The organism is Actinoplanes missouriensis 431 (assembly GCF_000284295.1).
Taxonomy (GTDB): Bacteria; Actinomycetota; Actinomycetes; order Mycobacteriales; family Micromonosporaceae; genus Actinoplanes; species Actinoplanes missouriensis.
In genome coordinates, this window is sequence record NC_017093.1 from 7,687,524 (window position 1) to 7,708,055 (window position 20,532).

At 71.2% G+C, this 20,532-nt stretch carries 19 protein-coding genes and 3 tRNA genes; 9 read left to right on the plus strand and 13 right to left on the minus strand.

Going from position 1 to position 20,532, the window contains the following annotated elements:
* The first annotated feature begins 30 nt into the window (after positions 1-30).
* The 3 genes from AMIS_RS35005 (at position 31) to AMIS_RS35015 (ending at position 4,410) form a co-directional block, all read left to right on the plus strand.
* Positions 31-2,772: a helix-turn-helix transcriptional regulator gene (locus tag AMIS_RS35005; RefSeq protein ID WP_014447203.1), complete on the plus strand. Its 2,742-nt coding sequence runs from the start codon at positions 31-33 to the stop codon at positions 2,770-2,772.
* 61 nt (positions 2,773-2,833) lie between these two features.
* Positions 2,834-3,661: an alpha/beta hydrolase gene (locus AMIS_RS35010; RefSeq protein WP_014447204.1), complete on the plus strand. Its 828-nt coding sequence runs from the start codon at positions 2,834-2,836 to the stop codon at positions 3,659-3,661.
* A complete protein-coding gene (locus AMIS_RS35015) occupies positions 3,658-4,410 on the plus strand; it encodes an MBL fold metallo-hydrolase (RefSeq protein ID WP_014447205.1) in 753 nt (250 codons plus the stop codon). The genes AMIS_RS35010 and AMIS_RS35015 overlap by 4 nt, the downstream gene beginning before the upstream one ends.
* Here the strand turns inward: AMIS_RS35015 and AMIS_RS35020 are convergent, their stop codons facing one another.
* The 9 genes from AMIS_RS35020 to AMIS_RS35060 all read right to left on the minus strand — a co-directional run bounded on the left by AMIS_RS35020 (position 4,411) and on the right by AMIS_RS35060 (position 9,524).
* Positions 4,411-5,076: an MBL fold metallo-hydrolase gene (locus tag AMIS_RS35020; RefSeq protein WP_014447206.1), complete on the minus strand. Its 666-nt coding sequence runs from the start codon at positions 5,074-5,076 to the stop codon at positions 4,411-4,413. It abuts the gene before it with no gap.
* A 94-nt stretch (positions 5,077-5,170) separates the two neighbouring features.
* A tRNA-Glu gene (locus AMIS_RS35025) sits at positions 5,171-5,243 on the minus strand.
* Positions 5,244-5,550: 307 nt separating this feature from the next.
* Positions 5,551-5,623: transfer RNA gene (locus AMIS_RS35030), tRNA-Glu, on the minus strand.
* A gap of 57 nt (positions 5,624-5,680) precedes the next feature.
* Positions 5,681-5,752 (minus strand) — tRNA-Gln (locus tag AMIS_RS35035).
* A 63-nt stretch (positions 5,753-5,815) separates the two neighbouring features.
* Positions 5,816-6,622, minus strand: coding sequence for an NAD(P)H-binding protein (locus AMIS_RS35040; RefSeq protein ID WP_014447207.1), 807 nt, complete (start codon positions 6,620-6,622; stop codon positions 5,816-5,818).
* A gap of 93 nt (positions 6,623-6,715) precedes the next feature.
* Complete coding sequence (locus AMIS_RS35045; RefSeq protein ID WP_014447208.1) at positions 6,716-7,510, minus strand: fumarylacetoacetate hydrolase family protein; 795 nt, start codon at positions 7,508-7,510, stop codon at positions 6,716-6,718.
* Positions 7,511-7,556: 46 nt separating this feature from the next.
* Positions 7,557-7,799, minus strand: coding sequence for a helix-turn-helix transcriptional regulator (locus AMIS_RS35050; RefSeq protein ID WP_014447209.1), 243 nt, complete (start codon positions 7,797-7,799; stop codon positions 7,557-7,559).
* A 7-nt stretch (positions 7,800-7,806) separates the two neighbouring features.
* Complete coding sequence (locus tag AMIS_RS35055) at positions 7,807-8,646, minus strand: ABC transporter permease (RefSeq protein ID WP_014447210.1); 840 nt, start codon at positions 8,644-8,646, stop codon at positions 7,807-7,809.
* The gene (locus AMIS_RS35060; protein ID WP_014447211.1) at positions 8,643-9,524 is read right to left on the minus strand and encodes an ABC transporter ATP-binding protein; all 882 of its coding nucleotides are present in this window, start codon (positions 9,522-9,524) and stop codon (positions 8,643-8,645) included. Before AMIS_RS35060 ends, AMIS_RS35055 begins: the two co-directional genes overlap by 4 nt.
* Positions 9,525-9,679: 155 nt before the next feature.
* On the opposite strand from AMIS_RS35060, the gene AMIS_RS35065 reads away from it, so the two are divergent.
* Positions 9,680-10,621 (plus strand): hypothetical protein, encoded by a 942-nt coding sequence (locus tag AMIS_RS35065; RefSeq protein ID WP_041830260.1) that lies wholly within the window; start codon positions 9,680-9,682, stop codon positions 10,619-10,621.
* Positions 10,622-10,737: 116 nt separating this feature from the next.
* On the opposite strand, the gene arfB is transcribed toward AMIS_RS35065, so the two are convergent.
* A complete protein-coding gene (gene arfB, locus AMIS_RS35070) occupies positions 10,738-11,145 on the minus strand; it encodes an alternative ribosome rescue aminoacyl-tRNA hydrolase ArfB (RefSeq protein ID WP_386933656.1) in 408 nt (135 codons plus the stop codon).
* Positions 11,146-11,239: 94 nt separating this feature from the next.
* Here arfB and AMIS_RS35075 point away from each other — a divergent pair, with 94 nt between their 5' ends.
* Genes AMIS_RS35075 through AMIS_RS35090 form a run of 4 tightly spaced genes read left to right on the plus strand, consistent with a single transcriptional unit; the run spans position 11,240 to position 15,454 of the window.
* Entirely contained in the window at positions 11,240-12,562 is a 1,323-nt protein-coding gene (locus tag AMIS_RS35075) for a M16 family metallopeptidase (protein WP_014447214.1), read from the plus strand.
* Positions 12,559-13,887, plus strand: a complete 1,329-nt coding sequence (locus tag AMIS_RS35080; protein WP_014447215.1) for a M16 family metallopeptidase — start codon at positions 12,559-12,561, stop codon at positions 13,885-13,887. Before AMIS_RS35075 ends, AMIS_RS35080 begins: the two co-directional genes overlap by 4 nt.
* A gap of 53 nt (positions 13,888-13,940) precedes the next feature.
* The gene (locus AMIS_RS35085) at positions 13,941-14,948 is read left to right on the plus strand and encodes an endonuclease/exonuclease/phosphatase family protein (protein WP_014447216.1); all 1,008 of its coding nucleotides are present in this window, start codon (positions 13,941-13,943) and stop codon (positions 14,946-14,948) included.
* Positions 14,945-15,454, plus strand: coding sequence for a GNAT family N-acetyltransferase (locus AMIS_RS35090; protein WP_014447217.1), 510 nt, complete (start codon positions 14,945-14,947; stop codon positions 15,452-15,454). The genes AMIS_RS35085 and AMIS_RS35090 overlap by 4 nt, the downstream gene beginning before the upstream one ends.
* Here the strand turns inward: AMIS_RS35090 and cimA are convergent.
* Positions 15,432-17,003 (minus strand): citramalate synthase, encoded by a 1,572-nt coding sequence (gene cimA / locus AMIS_RS35095; RefSeq protein WP_014447218.1) that lies wholly within the window; start codon positions 17,001-17,003, stop codon positions 15,432-15,434. The two genes, AMIS_RS35090 and cimA, sit on opposite strands and share 23 nt — an antisense overlap.
* A 205-nt stretch (positions 17,004-17,208) precedes the next feature.
* Here cimA and AMIS_RS35100 point away from each other — a divergent pair, with 205 nt between their 5' ends.
* A complete protein-coding gene (locus AMIS_RS35100) occupies positions 17,209-17,955 on the plus strand; it encodes a tyrosine-protein phosphatase (RefSeq protein ID WP_014447219.1) in 747 nt (248 codons plus the stop codon).
* Between the two features lie 254 nt (positions 17,956-18,209).
* On the opposite strand, the gene AMIS_RS35105 is transcribed toward AMIS_RS35100, so the two are convergent.
* Together AMIS_RS35105 and AMIS_RS35110 are read right to left on the minus strand one after the other, a co-directional pair.
* A complete protein-coding gene (locus AMIS_RS35105; protein WP_014447221.1) occupies positions 18,210-19,307 on the minus strand; it encodes a branched-chain amino acid aminotransferase in 1,098 nt (365 codons plus the stop codon).
* A 129-nt stretch (positions 19,308-19,436) separates the two neighbouring features.
* The gene (locus AMIS_RS35110; RefSeq protein ID WP_172666710.1) at positions 19,437-20,462 is read right to left on the minus strand and encodes a 3-isopropylmalate dehydrogenase; all 1,026 of its coding nucleotides are present in this window, start codon (positions 20,460-20,462) and stop codon (positions 19,437-19,439) included.
* Between the last annotated feature and the right edge of the window lie 70 nt (positions 20,463-20,532).

Consider the following 20,532-nt stretch of genomic DNA (forward strand, 5'->3'; position numbering starts at 1 on the left):
CCATCGATCACCGTCCGATAGGCTGCCGCCGTGCGGCTCTTCGGACTCCATGATCGGCTCTTCGGTCGCGAGACTGAGTGCGCGGTCCTCGACGGCCTCCTCACGGCGGCGCGATCCGGGCACAGCGCGGCCCTGGTGCTGCGCGGCGAGGCCGGCGTGGGCAAGACCACCCTCCTGCGGTACGCGTTGAGCACCGCGCCCGAGAGCCTGTCCGTCAGCGGTGTCGAGTCCGAGGCCGACTTCCCGTACGCGGGTCTGCACCGGTTGCTGCTCCCGTTGCTGCGCCGGCGTCACCGGCTGCCGGCCGGTCAGCGCGCCGCCCTGGAGGTGGCCTGCGGTCTCGCCGACGGCCCACCGCCCGATCTCTACCTGGTCAGCCTCGCGGCGCTCACCCTGATCGCCGCGACGCCCCGGCTCTGCGTCGTCGACGACGTGCAGTGGCTGGACCGGGAATCGGCCCGGGCTCTCGCGTTCGTGGCCCGGCGGCTGCACGCCGAGGGGGTGGTCCTGCTCTTCGGCAGGCGCCGCACCGAGGAGGAGACGGACGTCTTCGCCGGCGTCGACGTGCTCGAGATCGAGGGGCTGACCCGGGACGCCGCGATCGCGCTCCTCTCCGACGTGGTCGCCGGCGACCTCGACCTCGTCCTGGCCGAGAACCTCGCGGCGTCCACCGGCGGCAACCCGCTGGCGCTCACCGACCTCGGCCACGAGCTCACCGGCGACCAGTGGCGCGGCGCCGCTCCGCTGCCCGAGCCGCTGCCGATCGGCAGCCGCCTGGAGTCGCACTACTCGTCGCAGGTCCGCGGCTATCCGGCGGAGACCCGGACCTGGCTGCTGCTGGCCGCGGCCGGCGCCGGCGGCCGGGACGAGCACCTGCTCGCCGCGGCCCGGCTCCTCGACGCCGAACCGGAGGACGCGGCGCCCGCCGAGGCCGACCGGCTGATCGCCGGCTCACCCCCGGTGCACTTCAAGCACCCGCTGGTCCGGTCCGCGGTCTACGGCGACGCGGCGCCGGCGCAGCGCCGGGCCGTGCACGCCGCGCTCGCCGCGGGCACCACCGATCCGGCCGAGGCCGACCGGCGCGCCTGGCACCTGGCGGCCGCCACCCCCGCGCCGGACGAGGACGTCGCCGCCGAGCTGGAGCGTCGCGCCGGGCGGGCCGGCGCACGCGGCGGATACAGCGCGCGGGTCACCTTCCTGAACCGGGCCGCCGAGCTCACCCCGGACACCGCCGTCCGCGCCGGGCGGCAGGTGGAGGCGGCCGCCGCGGCGATGACCGCCGGCGCGCCGGCCCGGGCCCTGGCGCTGCTGGACACCGTGGACGGTGAGCTGCTGACCGGCCCGGTGCTCGGCTCCGCCCTGCTCACCCGGGCGCTCGCCACCGTCAACGTGGGCGCGCCGACCGGGCTGCGGGACGCCTCGGAGCTGTGCCTGCGGGCGGCCGCGGCGTTCGGCGACGACCACGCCCGGGCCCGGCAGGCAGCCGTGCAGGCCGTCGACCACTCCAGCGCCGCCGAGCACCTCGCCTCGATCGACTACACGGTCGTCGCCACCGAGGCGGCCCGGCTGGCCGGCACCGACCCGGACGGGCTGGACGGGCTGCTGCTGGCCGGGTACGCGGCGTTCGTCCTGGGCGGATACGAGACCGGCGCCCCGGCGCTGCGCCGCGCGGTCGCCGCGATCACCGACCCGGCCGTCCCGGACGAGACGCTGCTCCGGAGGTTCGTCGTCGGGATCAACTTCGCCAACCAGCTCTGGGACGACGTCAGCCGGATGCTGCTGATCGAGCGGGCCGAGAGCGCGGCCCGGCGCACCGGCGCGCTGCACGCGCTCGACCTGGTGCACTTCGTCGGGGCGATGACCGAGGCCACCCTGGGCCGGCTCAACCACGCCGACCAGCACGACGCGGCCGGGATGCGGACCCGCCGGTCAATCGGTGTGACGGGCGAGCAGGAGCAGGTGTGGCGCCACCCCGAGCTGGTGGCGTGGCGGGCGCCGGACGGTTTCCGCCAGACCGTGCCGCAGGCGCTCCAGGTCTTCGAGATGCTGCACCTCGGCGGCATGCAGTCGGTCACGCTGCTCGCCATGGGCGTCCTGGAGAACGCGAGCTGCGACTACCGCGCGGCCCGCGAGGCGCTGCTGCGCATCGTCGACCTGGGCCGGCCCCGGCGGTACGCCTACGCGCTCCCGGATCTCGTCGAGGCCGCCGTGCGCTCCGGCGACCGGGCCACCGCCACCGCCGCGCACGCCGACCTGACCCTGGCGGCCCGGGCCAGCGACACACCTCTGGCGCGGGGACTGCTCGCCCGGTGCGACGCGCTGATGAGCGGGCCGGAGCGGGCCGAGCAGCACTACCGGGACGCGATCGAGCTGCTCGGCGGGACGGCCGGCTACGGCGATCTGGCCCGCGCCCGGCTGCTCTACGGCGAGTGGCTGCGCCGGCGACGACGCCGGCGCGACGCCCGGGATCAGCTCGCCGGGGCGCTGGAGATGTTCTCCGACGTCCAGGCGAACGCCTTCGCCAACCGGGCGCGGCAGGAACTCGCGGCCCTCGGCGAGAGTGTGCTCTCCCCCGTACCCGAAAGTGACGAGACGGCCCTGACCCCGCAGGAGGCCGCCGTGGCGCGCCTGGCCCGCGCCGGATCGACGAACGCCGAGATCGCGGCGCATCTGTTCCTCAGCGCCAGCACCGTCGACTACCACCTGCGCAAGGTGTTCCGGAAACTCGGCGTCAGCTCGCGGCGGCAGCTCCGGGAGGCGCTGCGGGACTGATCGCACGCTGCTTGCACGCGCGACTACGCGTGACACGTGATGCGCGCGCGGGATCGCTCCCATGAGGATCGGGCCAGGTTCTCAACAGGGGGTAAAGATCTTGAAACCGATCGTTCTCGTCCATGGATTCTGGGTGACGCCGCGGAGCTGGGAGAACTGGATCGCACACTACGAGGCCAAGGGACACCCGGTGATCGCACCCGGATACCCCGGCTTCGAGGTCGAGGTGGAGGCGCTCAACGCGGACCCCGCGCCGATCCTGAACGTCACCGTGCCGCAGATCATCACCCACTACGAGGAGGAGATCCGGAAACTGCCCGAGGCGCCGATCATCATCGGTCACTCGGCGGGCGGGGCGTTCACCCAGATCCTGCTCGACCACGGGTACGGGGCGGCCGGCGTCGCGATGAACTCGGCGCCCACCGAAGGCGTCCGGGTGGTGCCGCTCTCCCAGGTGAAGTCGACCTTCCCGGTGCTGAAGAGCCCGGCGAACCGGCACAAGGCGGTGCCGCTCAGCTTCGAGGAATGGAAGTACGCGTTCACCAACACGTTCACCGAGGAGGAGTCCCGCTACCTCTACGAGCGGTACGCCATCCCGGCCAACGGCGGCATCCTCTGGGGCAGCGTGCTCGCCAACTTCCAGCCCGGCCACCAGGACACCTGGGTCGACTACCACAACGACGACCGGGCGCCGCTGCTCTTCGTCTCCGGCTCCGAGGACCACATCATGCCGCCGGCGATCCAGGAGTCGAACGCCAGGCACTACAAGTCGAACACCGTCACCGAACGCCGGGAGTACGCCGGGTACGCCCACCTGCTTCCCGCGCAGAAGGGCTGGGAGCAGATCGCGGACGAGGTGCTCGACTGGGCGCTGCGGCACGCCCGATGAACCTGTCGATCACCCACGTCGGCGGACCCACCACACTGATCGAAATCGACGGTGTGCGCCTGCTCACCGACCCCACCTTCGACGAGCCGGGCCGCCGGTACGCGTTCGGCCTCGGCACGTCCTCGGTGAAGGTCAGCGGGCCGGCGCTGCAGCCCGACCAGCTGGGCCGGATCGACGCGGTGCTGCTCACCCACGACCACCACGCGGACAACCTGGACGACGCCGGACGGGCCCTGCTGCCGTCGGCGCCGGTCGTGGTGACCACGGCAGGCGGCGCCCGGCGGCTCGATCCGTTCTGCACGTCCGTCGGCCTCGACCCGTGGGCCACCACCACCGTCGGCGCTCTGGAGATCACCGCCACCCCGGCCCGGCACGGCCCGCCGCTGAGCCGCGGCATCGTGGGCGACGCCATCGGGTTCGCCCTGCGCCCGGCCGGCGCGCCGTCGGTGGTCTGGATCACCGGGGACACGGTGCTCTTCGGCGGGGTGCGCGAGGTGGCGTCCCGATTCACCGTCGACACCGCGATCGTCCATCTGGGTGAGGTGCGGTTCGGGCTGACCGGCCCGATCAAGTACACGATGAACGGCCGGGACGCGGCCCGGCTGATCGCCGCCGTGAAGCCGCGACGGGTAGTGCCGGTGCACTACGAGGGGTGGTCGCACTTCCATGAGGGGCGGGCCGGCGTCGAGGCGGCCTTCCCCCCGGCGACGCTGACGTGGCTCACGCCGGGGGTGCCGCAGGCGGTCTGATCAGGGTTCCCAGACGGCGTTGTCGTGGGCGAAGACGATGCGCCGCGGATCCAGGTCGAGCAGCCCGGCCAGCCAGGGCGGCTGCTCGCCCACCCCGGCGTGCGCGCCCAGCACGTCACTCGTGAACGCGGTCGCGTGGTCGTGGCTCTGCCCGGCGACGATCACGGTGCCGTCTCCCGTGGTGAGCACCACCGACTGGTGGCCGGCCGTGTGGCCCGGCGTCGGCACGACGAGGACGCCGGGGAGGATCTCCGCTTCGCCGTCCAGCTCCTCGTAACGGCCGCCGTCCAGCAACTCCGGCAGAGTGTGATGGGTCACGGTCCGGGCGGTCCGCAGCTCGGTGCGCTGGGTGAAGACCGGAGTGCCGGCCAGTTCCGGATTGCCACCGCAGTGGTCGAAGTGAAGGTGGCAGTTCACCACGTACCGGATCTGGCTCTTGATCGTGCCGGCGGCCGCCAGCGCCGCGTTCAGAGCGATCCGGCGGGGCTGGTAGTGGGCGTCGACCTCGGGGTGGCTGCCCATGCCGGTGTCGATCAGCAGCTGGCCGTCGGGATGATCGACCAGATAGCCCAGCGTGGGCTCGACGCGCGGGGACCCGGTGCCGGTCTCGGTCGCCGGCCGGACGAACCAGCCGTAGTCGATCCGGCGAACAGTGATGTCGGTCATGCCGCGATTTTTCCCGCTGCGGCGCTCGGGAGTCGCATCTGTCTCCGGCAAGCAGAACGGCCCGCATCGAAGTGATGCGGGCCGTTCTCAGATGTAGTCCCGAAGGGATTCGAACCCTCGCTACCGCCTTGAGAGGGCGGCGTCCTAGGCCGCTAGACGACGGGACCCTTGCCGCTCGGTGCGAACTCCCCCGTGCGGCGGGCTGAACTCTATCAGCCCACCAGCCTGCACCCGAAATCGGCCGCCGCCGCTCTCCCCGCCGGCCCGCCGACCCGTCATGCGCAGGCCCGCCAACCGGCGGCGACGCGACGGCGGCACGGCAGCGCAGCACGACGACGACACGGCGGCACGGCAGCGCAGCACGACGACGACACGGCGGCACGGCAGCGCAGCACGACGACGACACGGTGCCACCCGATGACCTGCCGAAACGACGAACGGCCCGCATCATGTGATGCGGGCCGTTCGCAGATGTAGTCCCGAAGGGATTCGAACCCTCGCTACCGCCTTGAGAGGGCGGCGTCCTAGGCCGCTAGACGACGGGACCCCTTGCTGCACTTCGTGAGAAGCTCCAGCACCCCCCTCCCTCGCGGGAGGAGAAGCGCTGGGGTACCAGGACTCGAACCTAGACTAACTGAACCAGAATCAGTCGGGCTGCCAATTACCCCATACCCCATTTGGCCCGGCTTGCCGAGCCGTTGAGAACTTTACCTGAGCCCACCCGGCCCGCCAAATCGGGTTACCGAAACAGGTCTGAGTGACGTCGTGCCCACTCTTCGTAAGTCATCGCCGGGCGGCCCAGCAGATCAGCAACGGTCGATACCGCTGCCTGCGGATGAGCGGCCAGCTGGGTGAGGCCGTCGAGGTACCAGTCCCCGTACTCGCCCATCACCGAACGGAACAGCGACCGCGCCTCCTCGTCGGCCACCTCGACGTACTCCAGGTCGCGACCGAGGGCTCGCCCGATCGCCGCCACCTTCTGCCGCCGGCTGAGCGCCTCCGGGCCGGTCAGCTCGTACGAGCGGCCCGCGTGATCGTCCGCGGACAGCAGCACCCGGGCTGCCACGGCCGCGATGTCCTCCTGGGCGACCGGCGCGTTGACGACGTCCGCGCCGGCGTCCCGCACCACGTCACCGGCCCGGATCTGCGGCGCCCAGAGGTCCGCGTTCGCCATGAACTCGCCGGGCTCGAGATGCGTGAACGCCACCCCGCACGCCTCGACCGCGTCCTCGACGACCTGCCAGTGTTCGCCTTTCGCGCCCGCCATGTCGACGATGTGCCGTACCCCGGCCTCGGCAGCGAGCCGGCACACCTCGAAAGCGGAGGCGGGGTGTGGCGCGAGATACATCCGGTCGACGCCCGCCAGGGCGGAGGCCAGGGTGGCGGGCCGCCCCACGAAGCCGCGCACCACCTCGACGCCCGGTGGCAGCGCGGCTTTCGCGGGATCGACGGTGAGGGCGCGGACGCTCGTGGCGCCGAGGGCGAGAAGCTCGTCGACGACCATCCGGCCGACGTTGCCGGTGGCGCCGGTGACCAGGATCCTCATCTCCGTAGGCTATACGGAATTAGCCGCCCGGCAAGACCCCGCGAGCGAACCGCTGGCGGGTGGCGGCCATTGCCGCCGGCCGGCACCCGGACCTCAGTCCAGCGCCACCACCGGGTTACGCAGCTCCCCGATGCCCTGCACGCTCACCGACACGGTGTCGCCGGGCACGATCTGGCTGACCCCCGCCGGCGTGCCGGTGAGGATGATGTCGCCGGGCAGCAGCGTCATGACGTGCGACACGTACGAGATCAGGCTGGGGATGTCGAAGACCATGTCCTTGGTCCGGCCGATCTGCCGCACCTCCATGTTCTCCGGGTCGCGGCCGACCTCGCAGCGCACCTCGATGTCGCTCACGTCCAGGCCGGTGACGATCCACGGGCCGATCGGGCAGAACGAGTCGAACCCCTTGGCCCGGGTCCACTGCGGGTCCTTGCGCTGCAGGTCGCGGGCGGTGACGTCGTTGCCGCAGGTGTAGCCGAAGATCGCTTTCTCGGCGCCGGCCCGGTCGACCCGGCGGGCGCCGCTCGCGCCGATGACGACGGCGAGCTCGGCCTCCTCCTCGACCCGCTGGGTGACGCCGGGGATGCGAATCGCGTCGTTCGGCCCGATCACCGACGTCGACGGCTTGATGAAGATCAGCGGCTCCTTGGGCACCTCGTTGCCCATCTCGGCCGCGTGGTCGGCGTAGTTGCGGCCGATCCCGATCACCTTGCTGGAGAAGATCGGCGCGAGCAGCCGCACATCGGCGAGCGCCCACCGCTGACCGGTGAAGCGGACCTCCTCGAACGGCAGGCTGTTGGTCTCGGCCACCGTCAGGCCCGAGGAGCCGTCACCCTCGACGACGCCGAACGACACTCCACCGGCATGAACAAATCGGGCGAAACGCACGGTAACCCCATCTCTAGGAACGCAGATTCCCTCGAAATCTACGCTCTCACGCGGACTCCGCCGTCGCGCCCAGGCGCGGGAACGGGTGCAGTGAGAACACCACCTCGATCGGCACCCCGAAGTACTCCGAGATCCGCAACGCGAGGTGCAGGCTGGGGCTGAACTCGCCGCGTTCCAGATAGCCCACGGTCTGGTAGTGCACGCCGAGGGCATCCGCCAGCTGCCGCCGGGAGATCCCCCGCTCGGCGCGCAGCATCGCGATCCGGTTGAACGTGACCTCGCTGCCCATCGCTCCCTCAAACGCCCATGCGCGTCATCGCCCGCTCACGACGAGCCGCCACGACCGATCCGGACTCCCGCCGCGCCATCCGGCGCAGGATGCCCGGCGCGAGCGCCAGACCGGCTGCCGCCCAGACCCCCAGCACGGCGAAGGTCGCGAGGTGCCGCCAGGAACCGCCCAGCTCGACGGCCGCCAGCGCGTCCGGCAGCAGAGCTGACCGCAGGCCCAACCCTAGCCAATACATCGGGAAGATCTGCGCGACGCCCTGCAGCCAGCCGGGCAGCGCGGTGATCGGATAGAAGATGCCGGAGATCGCGGTCAGCCCGAAGATCGGGAGCATCATCATCGAGAGCGTGCGCACGTTGTCGAAGAGCGAGCCGAGCACCGCCCCGATCGGGATGGTCGCGAGGAACGCCAGCGGCACGAGCCAGAGCAGGATCAGCGCGCCGCTCACGCCGAGGCTCAGCCCGTCCACCAGGAAGGCGCCCGGCAGCACCACGACGCAACTGATCAGGCCGACGCCGGCAACCACGACGATCTTGCCGGTCAGGTAGCCGACCATGCCGCCGGGCGTGGCCTTCGCCCGCAGCAGGGTGCCGTCCTCCCGGTCCATCGCCAGGTACTGCGCCATCGTCATCACGCCGCTCAGCGCGATCAGCAGGCCGAGCGAGCTCACGAACGTGTGCGCGCCGAGGGCAAAATTCGTACCGGGAATGGTGGATCCGCGCATCAGCGCCAGCGTGCCGACGAGCAGCAGCGCGGGCAGGAGGTAGCCGAACAGGTCGGCGCCGTTGGTCAGCGTCTGCCGCAGCTCCACGCCGCCGCGGGTCAGACCGAGCCGGATCACCCGGGTCATCGTGCGCTCCCCTCCGCCTCACGGACCAGCTTCATGTACGTCTCCTCGAGGCTGCTCGGGCGCACCTCCAGATCATCGATCTCCGCGTCGTGCTGGCGGAACAGCTCCCGGACGAAGGCCGTGGCGTCACCCGTGGAGTGCACGAACCGCCGGCCGTCGCGGGTCCAGCGGACCTCGGTCTCCCCGGCCACCTCGCGGGCGAGCTCGTCGGCCGACCCGCCGGCGACGATCCGGCCACCGGCCAGGATCAGGATGCGGTCCGCCAGTTTCTCCGCCTCGTCGAGATCGTGGGTGGTGAGCAGCACCGTCGTCTCCTCCACATCGGTCAGCCGATGCACGAGGTCGTGGAACTCCCGCCGCGCCTCCGGGTCGAACCCGACCGTCGGCTCGTCGAGGAAGAGCAGCTCCGGCCGCCCGACGATGCCGATCGCGACGTCCAGCCGGCGCCGCTGGCCGCCGGAGAGCCGGGCGATCCGGGTCCCGGCCGACTCGGTCAGCCCGACCACGTCGAGAAGCTCGTCCACCGGCCACGGCCGCTCCCGGTCACCGGAATAGCCCGCGTAGTAGGCGCCGAGATGCCGCAGCAGCTCCCGGACCCGCCACTTGCCGTGGTCGCGCCAGGACTGGAGCACCACGCCGAGCCGGGCCCGCCAGGGCTCGTCGCCACGTGCCGGGTCCACGCCCAGAACCCGCACGTCACCCGCCGAGCGCCGCCGGAACCCCTCCAGGATCTCGATCGTCGTCGACTTGCCGGCGCCGTTCGGCCCGAGCAGGACCAGCACCTCGCCGCGGCGTGCCGTGAAGTCGACACCCGCCAGGACCTCTTTCGGCCCGTAACTCATCCGGAGGTCACGCACCTCGATGACCGCGCCTGTCATGTCCAGCACACTATCAAAGCCGTAGTAGGTGTACTACATACCTGAGCAGCTGTACTTCATGACGGTACGGGTTCGATCGGCGTACATACCGTGGCGGAACTCATTCGCGCCAAACGGTGATCGTGTTGATCGCCTTGGCTATATACATTGGTGCGATGGGGATCAAGCAGGTGAGGGCACTCACCACCACGTTGCCCTCGGTCACCTGGATACCCCTCGCCCGAGCGCACGCCGAGCGCGCCGACCAGATGACCGCTGACCACCGTGCCCGCCGGGCCGCCGGCGAGAAACACGCCATCGAGGACTTTCTCTACGACTACTACAACACCCGCCCGTCGCTGCTGCGTCGCTGGCATCCGGGCGTGGGCGCGGGCCTCGCCCCGGCACCCGACGGGGTGGCCGAGCACGCCGGGTGGAAGTTCTACGTCACCCACCCGGACGGCGTGGTGACACTCGATCAGGACGCGTTCCTGCACGCCCGCGGCGAGAGCGTGCGCTACATCCACGGCCTGCTCACCGCGACCGCGTCCCGCCCGGTCTTCTCCGGCTGCTTCGGCCTGCACGAGTGGGCGATGGTCTACCGCGACCCCGACCACCGCCACGAGCTGCCGCTGCGCCTCGGCCAGGCGGAGACCGACAAGGTGGTCGAGCAGCACACGATCCGCTGCACCCACTTCGACGCGTTCCGCTTCTTCACCCCCGAGGCGGTCGGTCTGAACCGTCTCCAGCCCACCCGGGCCACCCAGGTCGACCTCGACCAGCCCGGCTGCCTGCACGCCGCGATGGACGTGCACAAGTGGGCGCAGAAACTCGGCCCCGCGGTCCCCGGCGCCCTGGCCCTGGACTGCTTCGCCCTGGCCGGCGAGATCCGCCTGCTCGACATGCAGGCCAGCCCCTACGACCTGGCCTCCTACGGCCATCCCCCGGTGAAGATCGAGACCCCGGAGGGCAAGGCGGAGTACGTCGCCCGCCAGCGCGAACTTGCCCGCCGCGCCGCGGGCCTGCGCAGCCGCCTCATCCGCGTCTGCGAGGAACTCCTCGGCCCCGACGCCTCCGCCCAGAACCGCGAGGCCGTCGCGCCCTTCAACCAGCGATAAACCAGGGGGTACGCGCTCCACCTCCCTCGCCGACCCGAGCCGTCCCCCGGCGATCCGGGGCGACCCTCTGCAGCGCAAGGCCGTAACGCCCCTCTCGCGTCAGGTGCCCACCACGCTCAGTCGAGCTCGCCGCGGCGGCCCTTCTTCACCTGGCCGCGGCGTTTCTTCTCGGCTATGCGGCGCTCGACGGCGCCGCGCGACGGCCTGGTGGCGCGGCGCTGGCGGGGTGGCGCGGCGATCGCTCCCGCGATCAGGCCGGACAGCCGGGCCGCGGCGGCCTCACGGTTGCGCAGCTGGGAACGGTGCTCGGAGGCGGTGATCGTCAGCACACCGTTGACGAGGCGGTTGCCGAGGCGGTCGGCGGCGCGCTCCTTCAGGACCGGGGGCAGCAGGTCGCTGCCGAGCACGTCCCACGACAGCTCGACCCTCGAATCGGTGGTGTTGACGCCCTGGCCACCGGGGCCGCTCGCGCGGGAGAAACGCCACGAGAGCTCGGCCGCCGGGATGGTCAGGCGGTCGTTCACCCGGATGTCCTCCAGCACGCGCCAAGCATTCCACCCTTCACGATCATGCGCCACGCGGTTATCGGCGGCTCTCCGGCAGTGCAAGATTGGTGGGGTGACGTCACCAACCGCACCGGTCGCCACGACCGGGTATCCGTGGCCCATCGAAACAACGCGGCTCGCGAACGGCCTCCGGGTCGTCGTGAGCGAGGACCGGACCGCCCCGGTCGTCTGCGTCAACCTCTGGTACGACGTCGGCTCACGGCATGAACCGGCCGGTCAGACCGGGTTCGCACACCTCTTCGAGCACCTGATGTTCGAGGGTTCGCAGCACGTGAAGAAGACCGAGCACATGAAGCTGGTGCAGGGCAACGGCGGCTCGCTGAACGCCACCACCAACCCGGACCGGACGAACTACTTCGAGACCATGCCGTCGGAGCACCTCGAGCTGGCGCTCTGGCTGGAGGCGGACCGGATGGGCGGGCTGGTCCCGGCGCTCACCCAGGAGACGCTGGACAACCAGCGCGAGGTGGTGAAGAACGAGCGCCGGCAGCGGTACGAGAACGTGCCGTACGGCGACGCCTGGCTGCGCCTGCTCCCGCTGCTCTACCCGCAGGGCCACCCGTACCACCACGCCACGATCGGGTCGATGGAGGACCTGAACGCGGCTGCCCTGGAAACCTTCCAGGCGTTCCACCAGCAGTATTACGCGCCGAACAACTGTGTGCTCACGGTCGTCGGCGACACCACGCCGGCGGAGGTGTTCGCGCTGGCCGAGAAGTACTTCGGCGCGATCGCGGCGGTGCCGGACATCCCGCCCGCCCCGGACGGCAGCCTGCCCGCCCCGGCGACCGAGCCGGCCGTCGAGACGGTGACCGCCGACGTGCCCGCGCCGCGGCTCTACCTGTCGCACCGCACCTACCCGTTCGGCACGGCCGGCTACGACACGGTCACCGTGCTCGCGACGGTGCTCGGCAGCGGCCGGGGCAGCCGGCTCTACCAGCGGCTCGCGGACGGCGCCCGGATCGCCCAGCCCGACTACATCGGGTCGTACGGCGTCGACCTCGCGCACGCGCCCGCCCCGCTGATCGTCACGGCGACCGCGAAGGACGGCGTGCCGGTGGAGACGCTGGAGGCGGGTCTCGCCGAGGTGATGCAGAGCCTGATCGACGAGCCGGTCACCGACGACGAGCTGAACCGGGCGAAGGCGCTGCTCACCACGGCCTGGTGGCGCCAGGTCTCCACGGTCGGCGGCCGCGCCGACACGCTCGGCCGGTACGCCACCCAGTTCGGTGACCCGGCCGCCGCCGCGGACCGCCTGGCCGGATGGCTCGCGGTGACCGCCGAGGACATCGCGGCCGCCGCCGCCGAGACCCTGCGTCCCGAGTCCCGCGTCACCCTTACCTACATCCCCGAAGCGAAGGGTGAGCAGGCATGACACTCATCACCGAACGGCCCCTGCCGGGGACGGCCCGGCCGTACACGTTCCCGCAGATCCGACGGGCCGGCAACGTGATCGCCGCGCACCTGCCCGGCCAGATCCTGGCCAGCGCGGTCCTGCTGCTCGACGCCAGCGCCGCCCGGGAGACCGAGGGCCGCGAGGGCACCGCCACGGTGCTCGCCAAGTCGCTGGAGGAGGGCACGAAGAAGCGCGACTCGGCGGCGTACGCGCTGGCCCTGGAAGGTCTGGGCGCCGAGCTCTCCCCGTCGGTCGACTGGGACACGTTCCGGGTGGGTGTCTCGGCGCCCGCGCCCATGCTGGCCGACGCCGTGCGCCTGGCCGCCGAGGCCGCCCGCACCCCGCGGCTGGACCCGTCGGACGTCGCCCGGGTGCGCGACGACGAGGTGACCGCCCTGCGGATGGACTGGGCCCAGCCGGGTCCGCGGGCCGACGCGGCGCTGCGCAGGGACCTGTTCGCGGCGGACGGGCGCTACTCCCGGCCGCTGCACGGCGACCCGGCGAGCGTCGCCGCGGTGACCGTGGAGGACGTGCTCGCCTTCCACGAGGCGTGGATGCTGCGGCCGGGTGTGCTGCTGGTCGCCGGTGACCTGGACGCGCTGAACCTGGACGCGCTGGCCGAGGCCGCGTTCGCCGGCACGTCCGGTGACCCGCTGACCCCGGAGGGCCCGCTCGGCGTGCCGGTCCGGCAGGGCCGCCGGACGATCCTGGTGGACCGGCCCGGCTCGGTGCAGTCGACGCTGCGGATCGGGCACCGCGCCCCGGAGCGGGCGACGCCCGACTACGTGGCGATGACCCTCGCGGCGACGGTGCTGGGCGGCGCGTTCACGTCCCGGCTGAACCACCTGATCCGCGAGGTGAAGGGCTACACGTACGGCATTCGCGGCTCGTACGGGATGACCCGCCGCGCCGGCCGTTTCGAGGTGGCCGCCGGCGTGCAGACCGCGGTCACCGGGCCGGCCGTCGCGGACACGCTCGGCGAGATCCGCCGGACCCAGAACGAGGGTGTCACCGAGGCGGAGCTGGAGGTGGCCCGGTCGTGGCGGGCCGGCCAGCTCTCGGTGGAGATGCAGACGCCCGGCGCGATCGCCGGGGCGCTCTCCACGCTGGTGGTGCACGGGCTGCCGGACGACTACTACGAGACGCTGCGCCGGGAGTACCTGGAGGCGACCGTCGAGCAGGTGTCCGAGGCGGCCGCCCGGCATCTGTCGGTGGACGGGCTGACGCTCGTGGTGGAGGGTGACGCGGCCGTCATCCGGGATGATCTGGCCGAGTTCGGCGAGCTGGTCGACAGCGAGATCTGAGACGGGTGGCCGTCAGGGCGCTCCCCTGGCGGCCTCCCGCTAACGTCACCGCCATGACGATCACCGACGCGCCTGCCGAGACGCGCCCGGCCCATCGGCCGCGGATCACCCGCACCCTCATGATCTGGCTGCTGGTGATCCCGGCCGTGGTCTGGTTCGTCATCCGGGCCTTCGGGCTGGAGAGCGGCCGGATGATCCAGGGCATCGCCTTCACCCCGTACGTCGCTGCCTGGTCCTTGATCCCCGCCCTGCTGGCGCTTCTGGCCCGGCGGTGGGGCGCCGCGGCCGTGGCCGTGCTGACCGCTTTCGGTCTGGCGATGGGCGTCGTGCCGCGCGCGCTGCCGAACCTCGACCGGGGACCCGCGGACGGGGTGACGCTGACCGTGATGACGGCGAATCTGCTGTTCGGCGGCGCGGACCCGGCCGATGTGGTGCGGCTGGTCCGGGAGAACGACGTCGCGGTCCTTGCCGTGCAGGAGTTCACCGAGCCGGCCCGGGACGGTCTGCGCGCGGCCGGCCTGGACGAGCTGCTGCCCCACCACTCGTTCGCGGCGGAAGCGGGCGCGAGCGGCTCCGGCCTGTACTCCCGTTATCCGGTCAGCGATCCGGGTGCGCGCCGCAACAACGGCGGCTGGCGCTTCTTGCAGGCGTACGCGACCGTCCAGGTCCCCGGTGCCACGCCGGTGCTCGCCGAGTCGGCGCACCCGCTCGCGCCGGCGGTGCCGAACACGTTCGACGGGTGGCGCAGCGACCTGGCCGAGCAGCCGGCGGCGGATCCGGACGGGACACCGCGGATCCTGCTCGGGGACTTCAACTCGACGCTCGATCACAAGCCGCTGCGTGACCTGATCAAGACGGGTTACCGGGACGCTGCGGAGACCACGGGCGAGGGGCTGATCGGGACCTGGGGGCCGTACGACGGGGACCTGATCCCGCCGGTCACGATCGATCACGTGCTGGTCGACGAGCGGATCGGCGTAAACGACATTTCCGTTTTCAACGTGAAAAATTCGGACCATCGCGCCGTGATCGCGGCCCTCACTCTCCCGGAGGCGAAATGATCAGGCTGGTCACGCCGGACGACGCCGGCGTTCTCGCAGCCCTGCTCACCGCGAACCGCGCGTACCTGGCGCCATGGGATCCGATTCGCGAGGACAGCTTCTACACCGAGGCCGGCCAGCGGGAGAAGATCGTGGACCTTCTGGGGGCCGGCACCGCGTTCCCCTACGTGATCATCGAGGACGGCGAGATCGTCGGCCGGGTCAACCTGAACAACGTGGTGCTCGGCACGTTCCTCTCGGCGAGCCTCGGTTACTGGGTGGCGGAGAGCGCGGCCGGCCGCGGGGTGGCGACCCGCGCCGTCGCCGACGTCGTCGACCGTGCGTTCACCGAGCACGGCCTGCACCGGGTGGAAGCCGGGACGCTGACCCACAACGTACGGTCGCAGCGGGTCCTGGAACGCAACGGCTTCACCCGGTTCGGCCTGGCCCCGCGCTACCTGAAGATCGCCGGCGAGTGGCAGGACCACATCCTGTTCCAGAAACTCAACGAGCCAGACCGTAGGTGAGGGCGTCGACAAGCGCGGTCCACGAGGCGTCGACGATGTTCTCGTGGACGCCCACGGTGGTCCACTCGCCACGGCTGTCGCTGGTCTCCAGCAGCACCCGGGTGATCGCGTTGGTGCCGTGGCTGCCCTCCAGGATCCGCACCTTGAAGTCGGTCAGCTCGAACGTCTTGAGCTGCGGGTAGTTGTTCGACAGCGCGGTGCGCAGCGCCTCGTCGAGCGCGTTGACCGGGCCGTTGCCCTCGGCGGTCGCGATGATCCGCTCGCCCTCGACGCGTACCTTCACTGTCGCCTCGGAGATCACCTTGCCGTCCTCGCGGTGCTCGACCAGCACCCGGTAGCTCTCCAGCTCGAACGGCTTCGGCACCTCGGCGCCCGGCAGCTCGCTGCGGACCAGCAGCTCGAACGACGCGTCCGCGGCCTCGAACGACCAGCCGCCGGCCTCCAGCTCCTTGACCTTGTTGGTGACGGCTGTCGTCGTCTCCGGGTGGCCGGCCAGGTCCAGTCCGAGCTCGGCGCTCTTGAGCTCGATGCTGGCCCGGCCGGCCATCTCCGTCACCAGGATCCGCATGTCGTTGCCGACAACCGCAGGGTCGATGTGGTTGTACAGCAGCGGATCCACCTTGATCGCGCTCGCGTGCAACCCCGCCTTGTGGGCGAAGGCGGCGGCCCCGACGTAGGCCTGGTGGGTGTCGGGGGCGATGTTGGCGATCTCGGCGAGCGCGGCCGAGACCCGCGTCGCCTTCTCCAGGCATCCGTCCGGTAGGACCTTCAGCCCGAGCTTGAGTTGCAGGTTGCTGACCGTGGCGAACAGGTCGGCGTTGCCGGGGCGCTCGCCGTACCCGTTGGCCGTGCACTGGAAGTGCTTCACGCCCGCCTCGACCGCGGCGACCGTGTTCGCGACCGCGCAGGAGGTGTCGTTCTGGCAGTGGATGCCGAGCCGGTCAGCGGACACCCCGGTGCGGGAGACCACGTCGTTGACCGCCGCCGTGATCATGGACGGGAGCATGCCGCCGTTCGTGTCGCACATGACCACCCGCTCGGCGCCGGCCTCGAAAGCCGCCTTGACCACGCTCGCGGTGTAGGCGGGGTCATGGCGGAACCCGTCGAAGAAGTGCTCGCAGTCGACGAACGCCCGCCGGCCGTTCGCCACCAGGTGCCGCACGGTGTCCCGGACCATGGCGAGGTTCTCCTCACCGGTGGTGCGCAGCGCCCGCTCGACGTGCCGGATGTCCGACTTGGCGACCACACAGACGACCGGCGTCTCGGCGTCCAGCAGCGCCTTGACCTGCGGGTCCTCGGCCACGTCGACGCCCGCCTTGCGGGTCGAGCCGAACGCGACGAGCACCGCGTGCTTGAGGTCGAGCTCGGTCTTGGCGCGCTCGAAGAACTCGGTGTCCTTGGGCATCGCGCCCGGCCAGCCGCCCTCGATGAACCCCACGCCGAATTCGTCCAGCAGGCGCGCGACCGCGAGCTTGTCGGCGACCGTGTAGCTGATTCCCTCGCGCTGCCCGCCGTCGCGCAACGTCGTGTCGAACACCTGGTAGTCCATCGGGGAAGTCCTCTCGGTTGGTCACCCACCACAACAAAAAGACCCCCCGCGGATGCGGGAGGTCTGCGCGTCGGGCTGGACAGTGTCAGCAGCAGCCGGCGCGCTGGGTGCGAATAATCAGCACGGAGTGGGTCACGAGATGAAGCATGCCACTAACCGGGTTCGTGGGAAGCGCCGTTCCACTTTTCGAGACTAAGTTGGTCGCGTGGTGGACGAATCGTATTCACGAAACCTGCCCTTCTCGAAGGCGTACAACTTCCGTGACGTCGGCGGTTACACCGGCCTCGATGGACGGACGGTGCGCTGGCGCCGCCTCTTCCGGGCCGACTCGCTGCACCGGCTCGGCGAGCAGGACGCCGAGGCGTTCGCGGCGCTCGGCGTCCGGACCGTGATCGACCTCCGACGTCCGCACGAGGTGGAGAAGTTCGGCCGCGTCGCGGAGGAGCACGGCACGGACTACCGCAACCTGGTCCTGCGCCACGTGGACTGGGAGGAGGTCGACCACCCCGAGGACGCCGTGCACGAGCGCTGGCTGGCCGACCGCTACCTGAACTTCGCCGAGGACGGCCACGAGGCGCTGCTGGAGTCGCTGCGGGTGATCGCCGACCCTTCCGCGGCCCCCGTCGTCGTGCACTGCATGGCCGGAAAAGATCGCACCGGCACGGTCTGCGCCCTGGCCCTCTCCCTGCTCGGCGTCGGCGACGAGGAGATCGCCGCCGACTACGCCCTGACCACCGAGGCGATGCGCCCGCTCACCGAGTACCTTCTGCGCACCAGCCCGGAGTCGATCCTCGGCAACGAGCACATGTTCGACTCCCCGCCCGAGGCCATGCTCCTGTTCCTCGCCGACCTCCGCGCGCTCCACGGCTCGGTCGAGGGCTACGCCAAACAGATCGGCCTCACGGACGACGAGATCGCGTCCATGCGGGCCCACCTTCTCAACCCCATCTAGTACGCCGTCGAACAGCCCCCAACCGCACCGAAGCCGTCCCCGGGAAGCCGCGCGGCCGAAGCGGCCGGTCCAGGCCGTTGCGCGTCTTTCGCTACCGGCGCGGGGCTCGTGACCTCCTGCGGGACCGGGCGGGGCTTGAGGTGGCAGCGGTAGCGGAAGACGCGCAACGGCCCGGACCGGGGTGGCGCGGTGGCGCGGCATTCCCGGGACGGGCCGATGGCGGTGGGGGACTGCTCCATGGCGTACCGAATGGGTCAGAGGACCCGGTGCACCCAGCCGAAGGGGTCGTCGGCCAGGCCGCGCTGGATGTCGACCAGCTGTTTGCGGATGCTCATGGTGACCTCGCCGGGGCCGCCGTCGCCGTTCGTGAACTCGCCGCTCTCGCTCTTCACGACGCCGATCGGGGTGATGACCGCGGCTGTGCCGCAGGCGAAGGCCTCGCGGACGCGGCCCGAGGCGGTTCCCTCGCGCCACTCGTCGAGGCTGACCTGGCGTTCCTCGACGCGGCGGCCGTCGCGCTGCGCCAGCTTGATCACCGAGTCGCGGGTGATGCCGGGCAGGATCGTGCCGGCCAGCGGCGGGGTCACCAGCGTGCCGTCGTCGAGGACCAGGAAGACGTTCATGCCGCCCAGCTCGTCGATGTACTTACGCTCGATCGCGTCCAGGTAGACCACCTGGTCGCAGCCGTGCTCGGCGGCCTCGGCCTGGGCCGACAGACCCGCCGCGTAGTTGCCGCCGCACTTGGCCGCGCCGGTGCCGCCGGGGGCCGCCCGGGTGAAGTCCGGCGTGACCCAGAGGTTCACCGGCTTCACCCCGCCGGAGAAGTAGGAGCCGACCGGCGACGCGATCACCAGGTAGAGGTACTCCGTGGCCGGGCGGACGCCGAGGAAGACCTCGCTCGCGTAGGCGAACGGGCGCAGGTAGAGGCTGCCGTCCTCGACCTCGGGGATCCAGCTGCGGTCGATCTTGATGACCTCGTGCAGCGACCGGAGGAACGTCTCGACCGGGAGCTGCGGCATCGCCATCCGCTGGGCGGAGGAGTTGAACCGGTTCGCGTTCGCGTCCGGGCGGAACATCGCGACGCCACCGTCCGGCAGCGTGTACGCCTTCAGACCCTCGAAGATCTCCTGGGCGTAGTGCAGCACCGCGCTGGCGGGGTCCATCGGGATCGGCGCGCGGGCCTCGACCCGGGGTTCGTACCACCCCTTGCCGTCCGCGTACCGGATGGTCGCCATGTGGTCGGTGAAGATGCGGCCGAAGCCGGGGTTGGCCAGCAGGGCAGCGCGGTCAGCGTCGCCTACGGGTGCCGGGTTCGGACGGATCTCGAATTCGAGGTTGTCACCACCGCTCATGACAAAAGAACCTGCTTTCTCGCAGAAAGACTGAGGGCATGCGGGCACCCGTAGTGTCGCGCATGAAATTTACCCCGAACGGTCGTTAAAACAACGACCGCACGGGGCATCGACGGACTTCAGCCGTGCTCAGACGGCAGCTGCCACCAGGTCGCCGACTTCGGCGGTACGCAGCGCCGCGCCCGGGGTCCGGGACGCGACATGAGCCGCGACCGCCTCGGTTACTCGGCGGGCCTCGTCGTGGCGGCCCAGGTGCTCCAGCAGCAGCGCGGCGGAGAGGATCGCGGCCGCGGGGTCGGCGATGCCCTTGCCGGCGATGTCCGGCGCGGAGCCGTGCACCGGCTCGAAGGTCGACGGGTAGGTGCGCTCCGGGTTCACGGAACCGCTGGCCGCCATGCCGATGCCGCCGGTCACGGCCGCGGCGATGTCGGTGAGGATGTCACCGAAGAGGTTGTCGGTCACCACCACGTCGAACCGCTGCGGGTTGCTCACCATGAACATGCTGGCGGCGTCGATGTGCTGGTACTCCGTGGTGACCTCGGGGAACTCGGCGGCGACCGCGGCGAAGGTCCGCGACCACAGGTTCCCGGCGTGGGTCAGCACGTTGGTCTTGTGCACGAGCGTGACGTGGCGGCGGTCGCGGCGCTGGGCGCGGGCGAACGCGTCCCGGACGACCCGCTCCACGCCGTGCCTCGTGTTGAGGCTCTCCTCGGTCGCGATCTCGGCGGGGGTGTCCCGGTGCAGGACGCCGCCGGCGCCGACGTAGAGGCCCTCGGTGCCCTCGCGGACCACGACCATGTCGATCTCGCCGGGCTTGACGCCGGCCAGCGGGCTCGTGGTGCCGGGCCAGAGCTTGGAGGGGCGGAGGTTCACATACTGATCGAACTCGAAGCGGAGCTTCAGCAGCAGGCCGCGCTCGAGCACACCCGGCGGGACGCTCGGGTCGCCGATCGCGCCGAGCAGGATGGCGTCGTGGCCGGCCAGCTCGTCCTGGATCGCGCCCGGGAGGACCTCGCCGGTCCGGTTGTAGAGGCGGGCGCCCAGGTCGTACTCGTTGTAGTCGACGCCGGGGAGGACGGCATCGATGACCTTGCGGGCCTCAGCGGTCACCTCGGTCCCGATACCGTCACCGGCGACCACCGCGATCCGCGCCACGCTCACGTCACAACTCCCCAACTGTCGACCCAACCAGGGACACGGTAGCGCGCTATCCCGAGGTACGGAA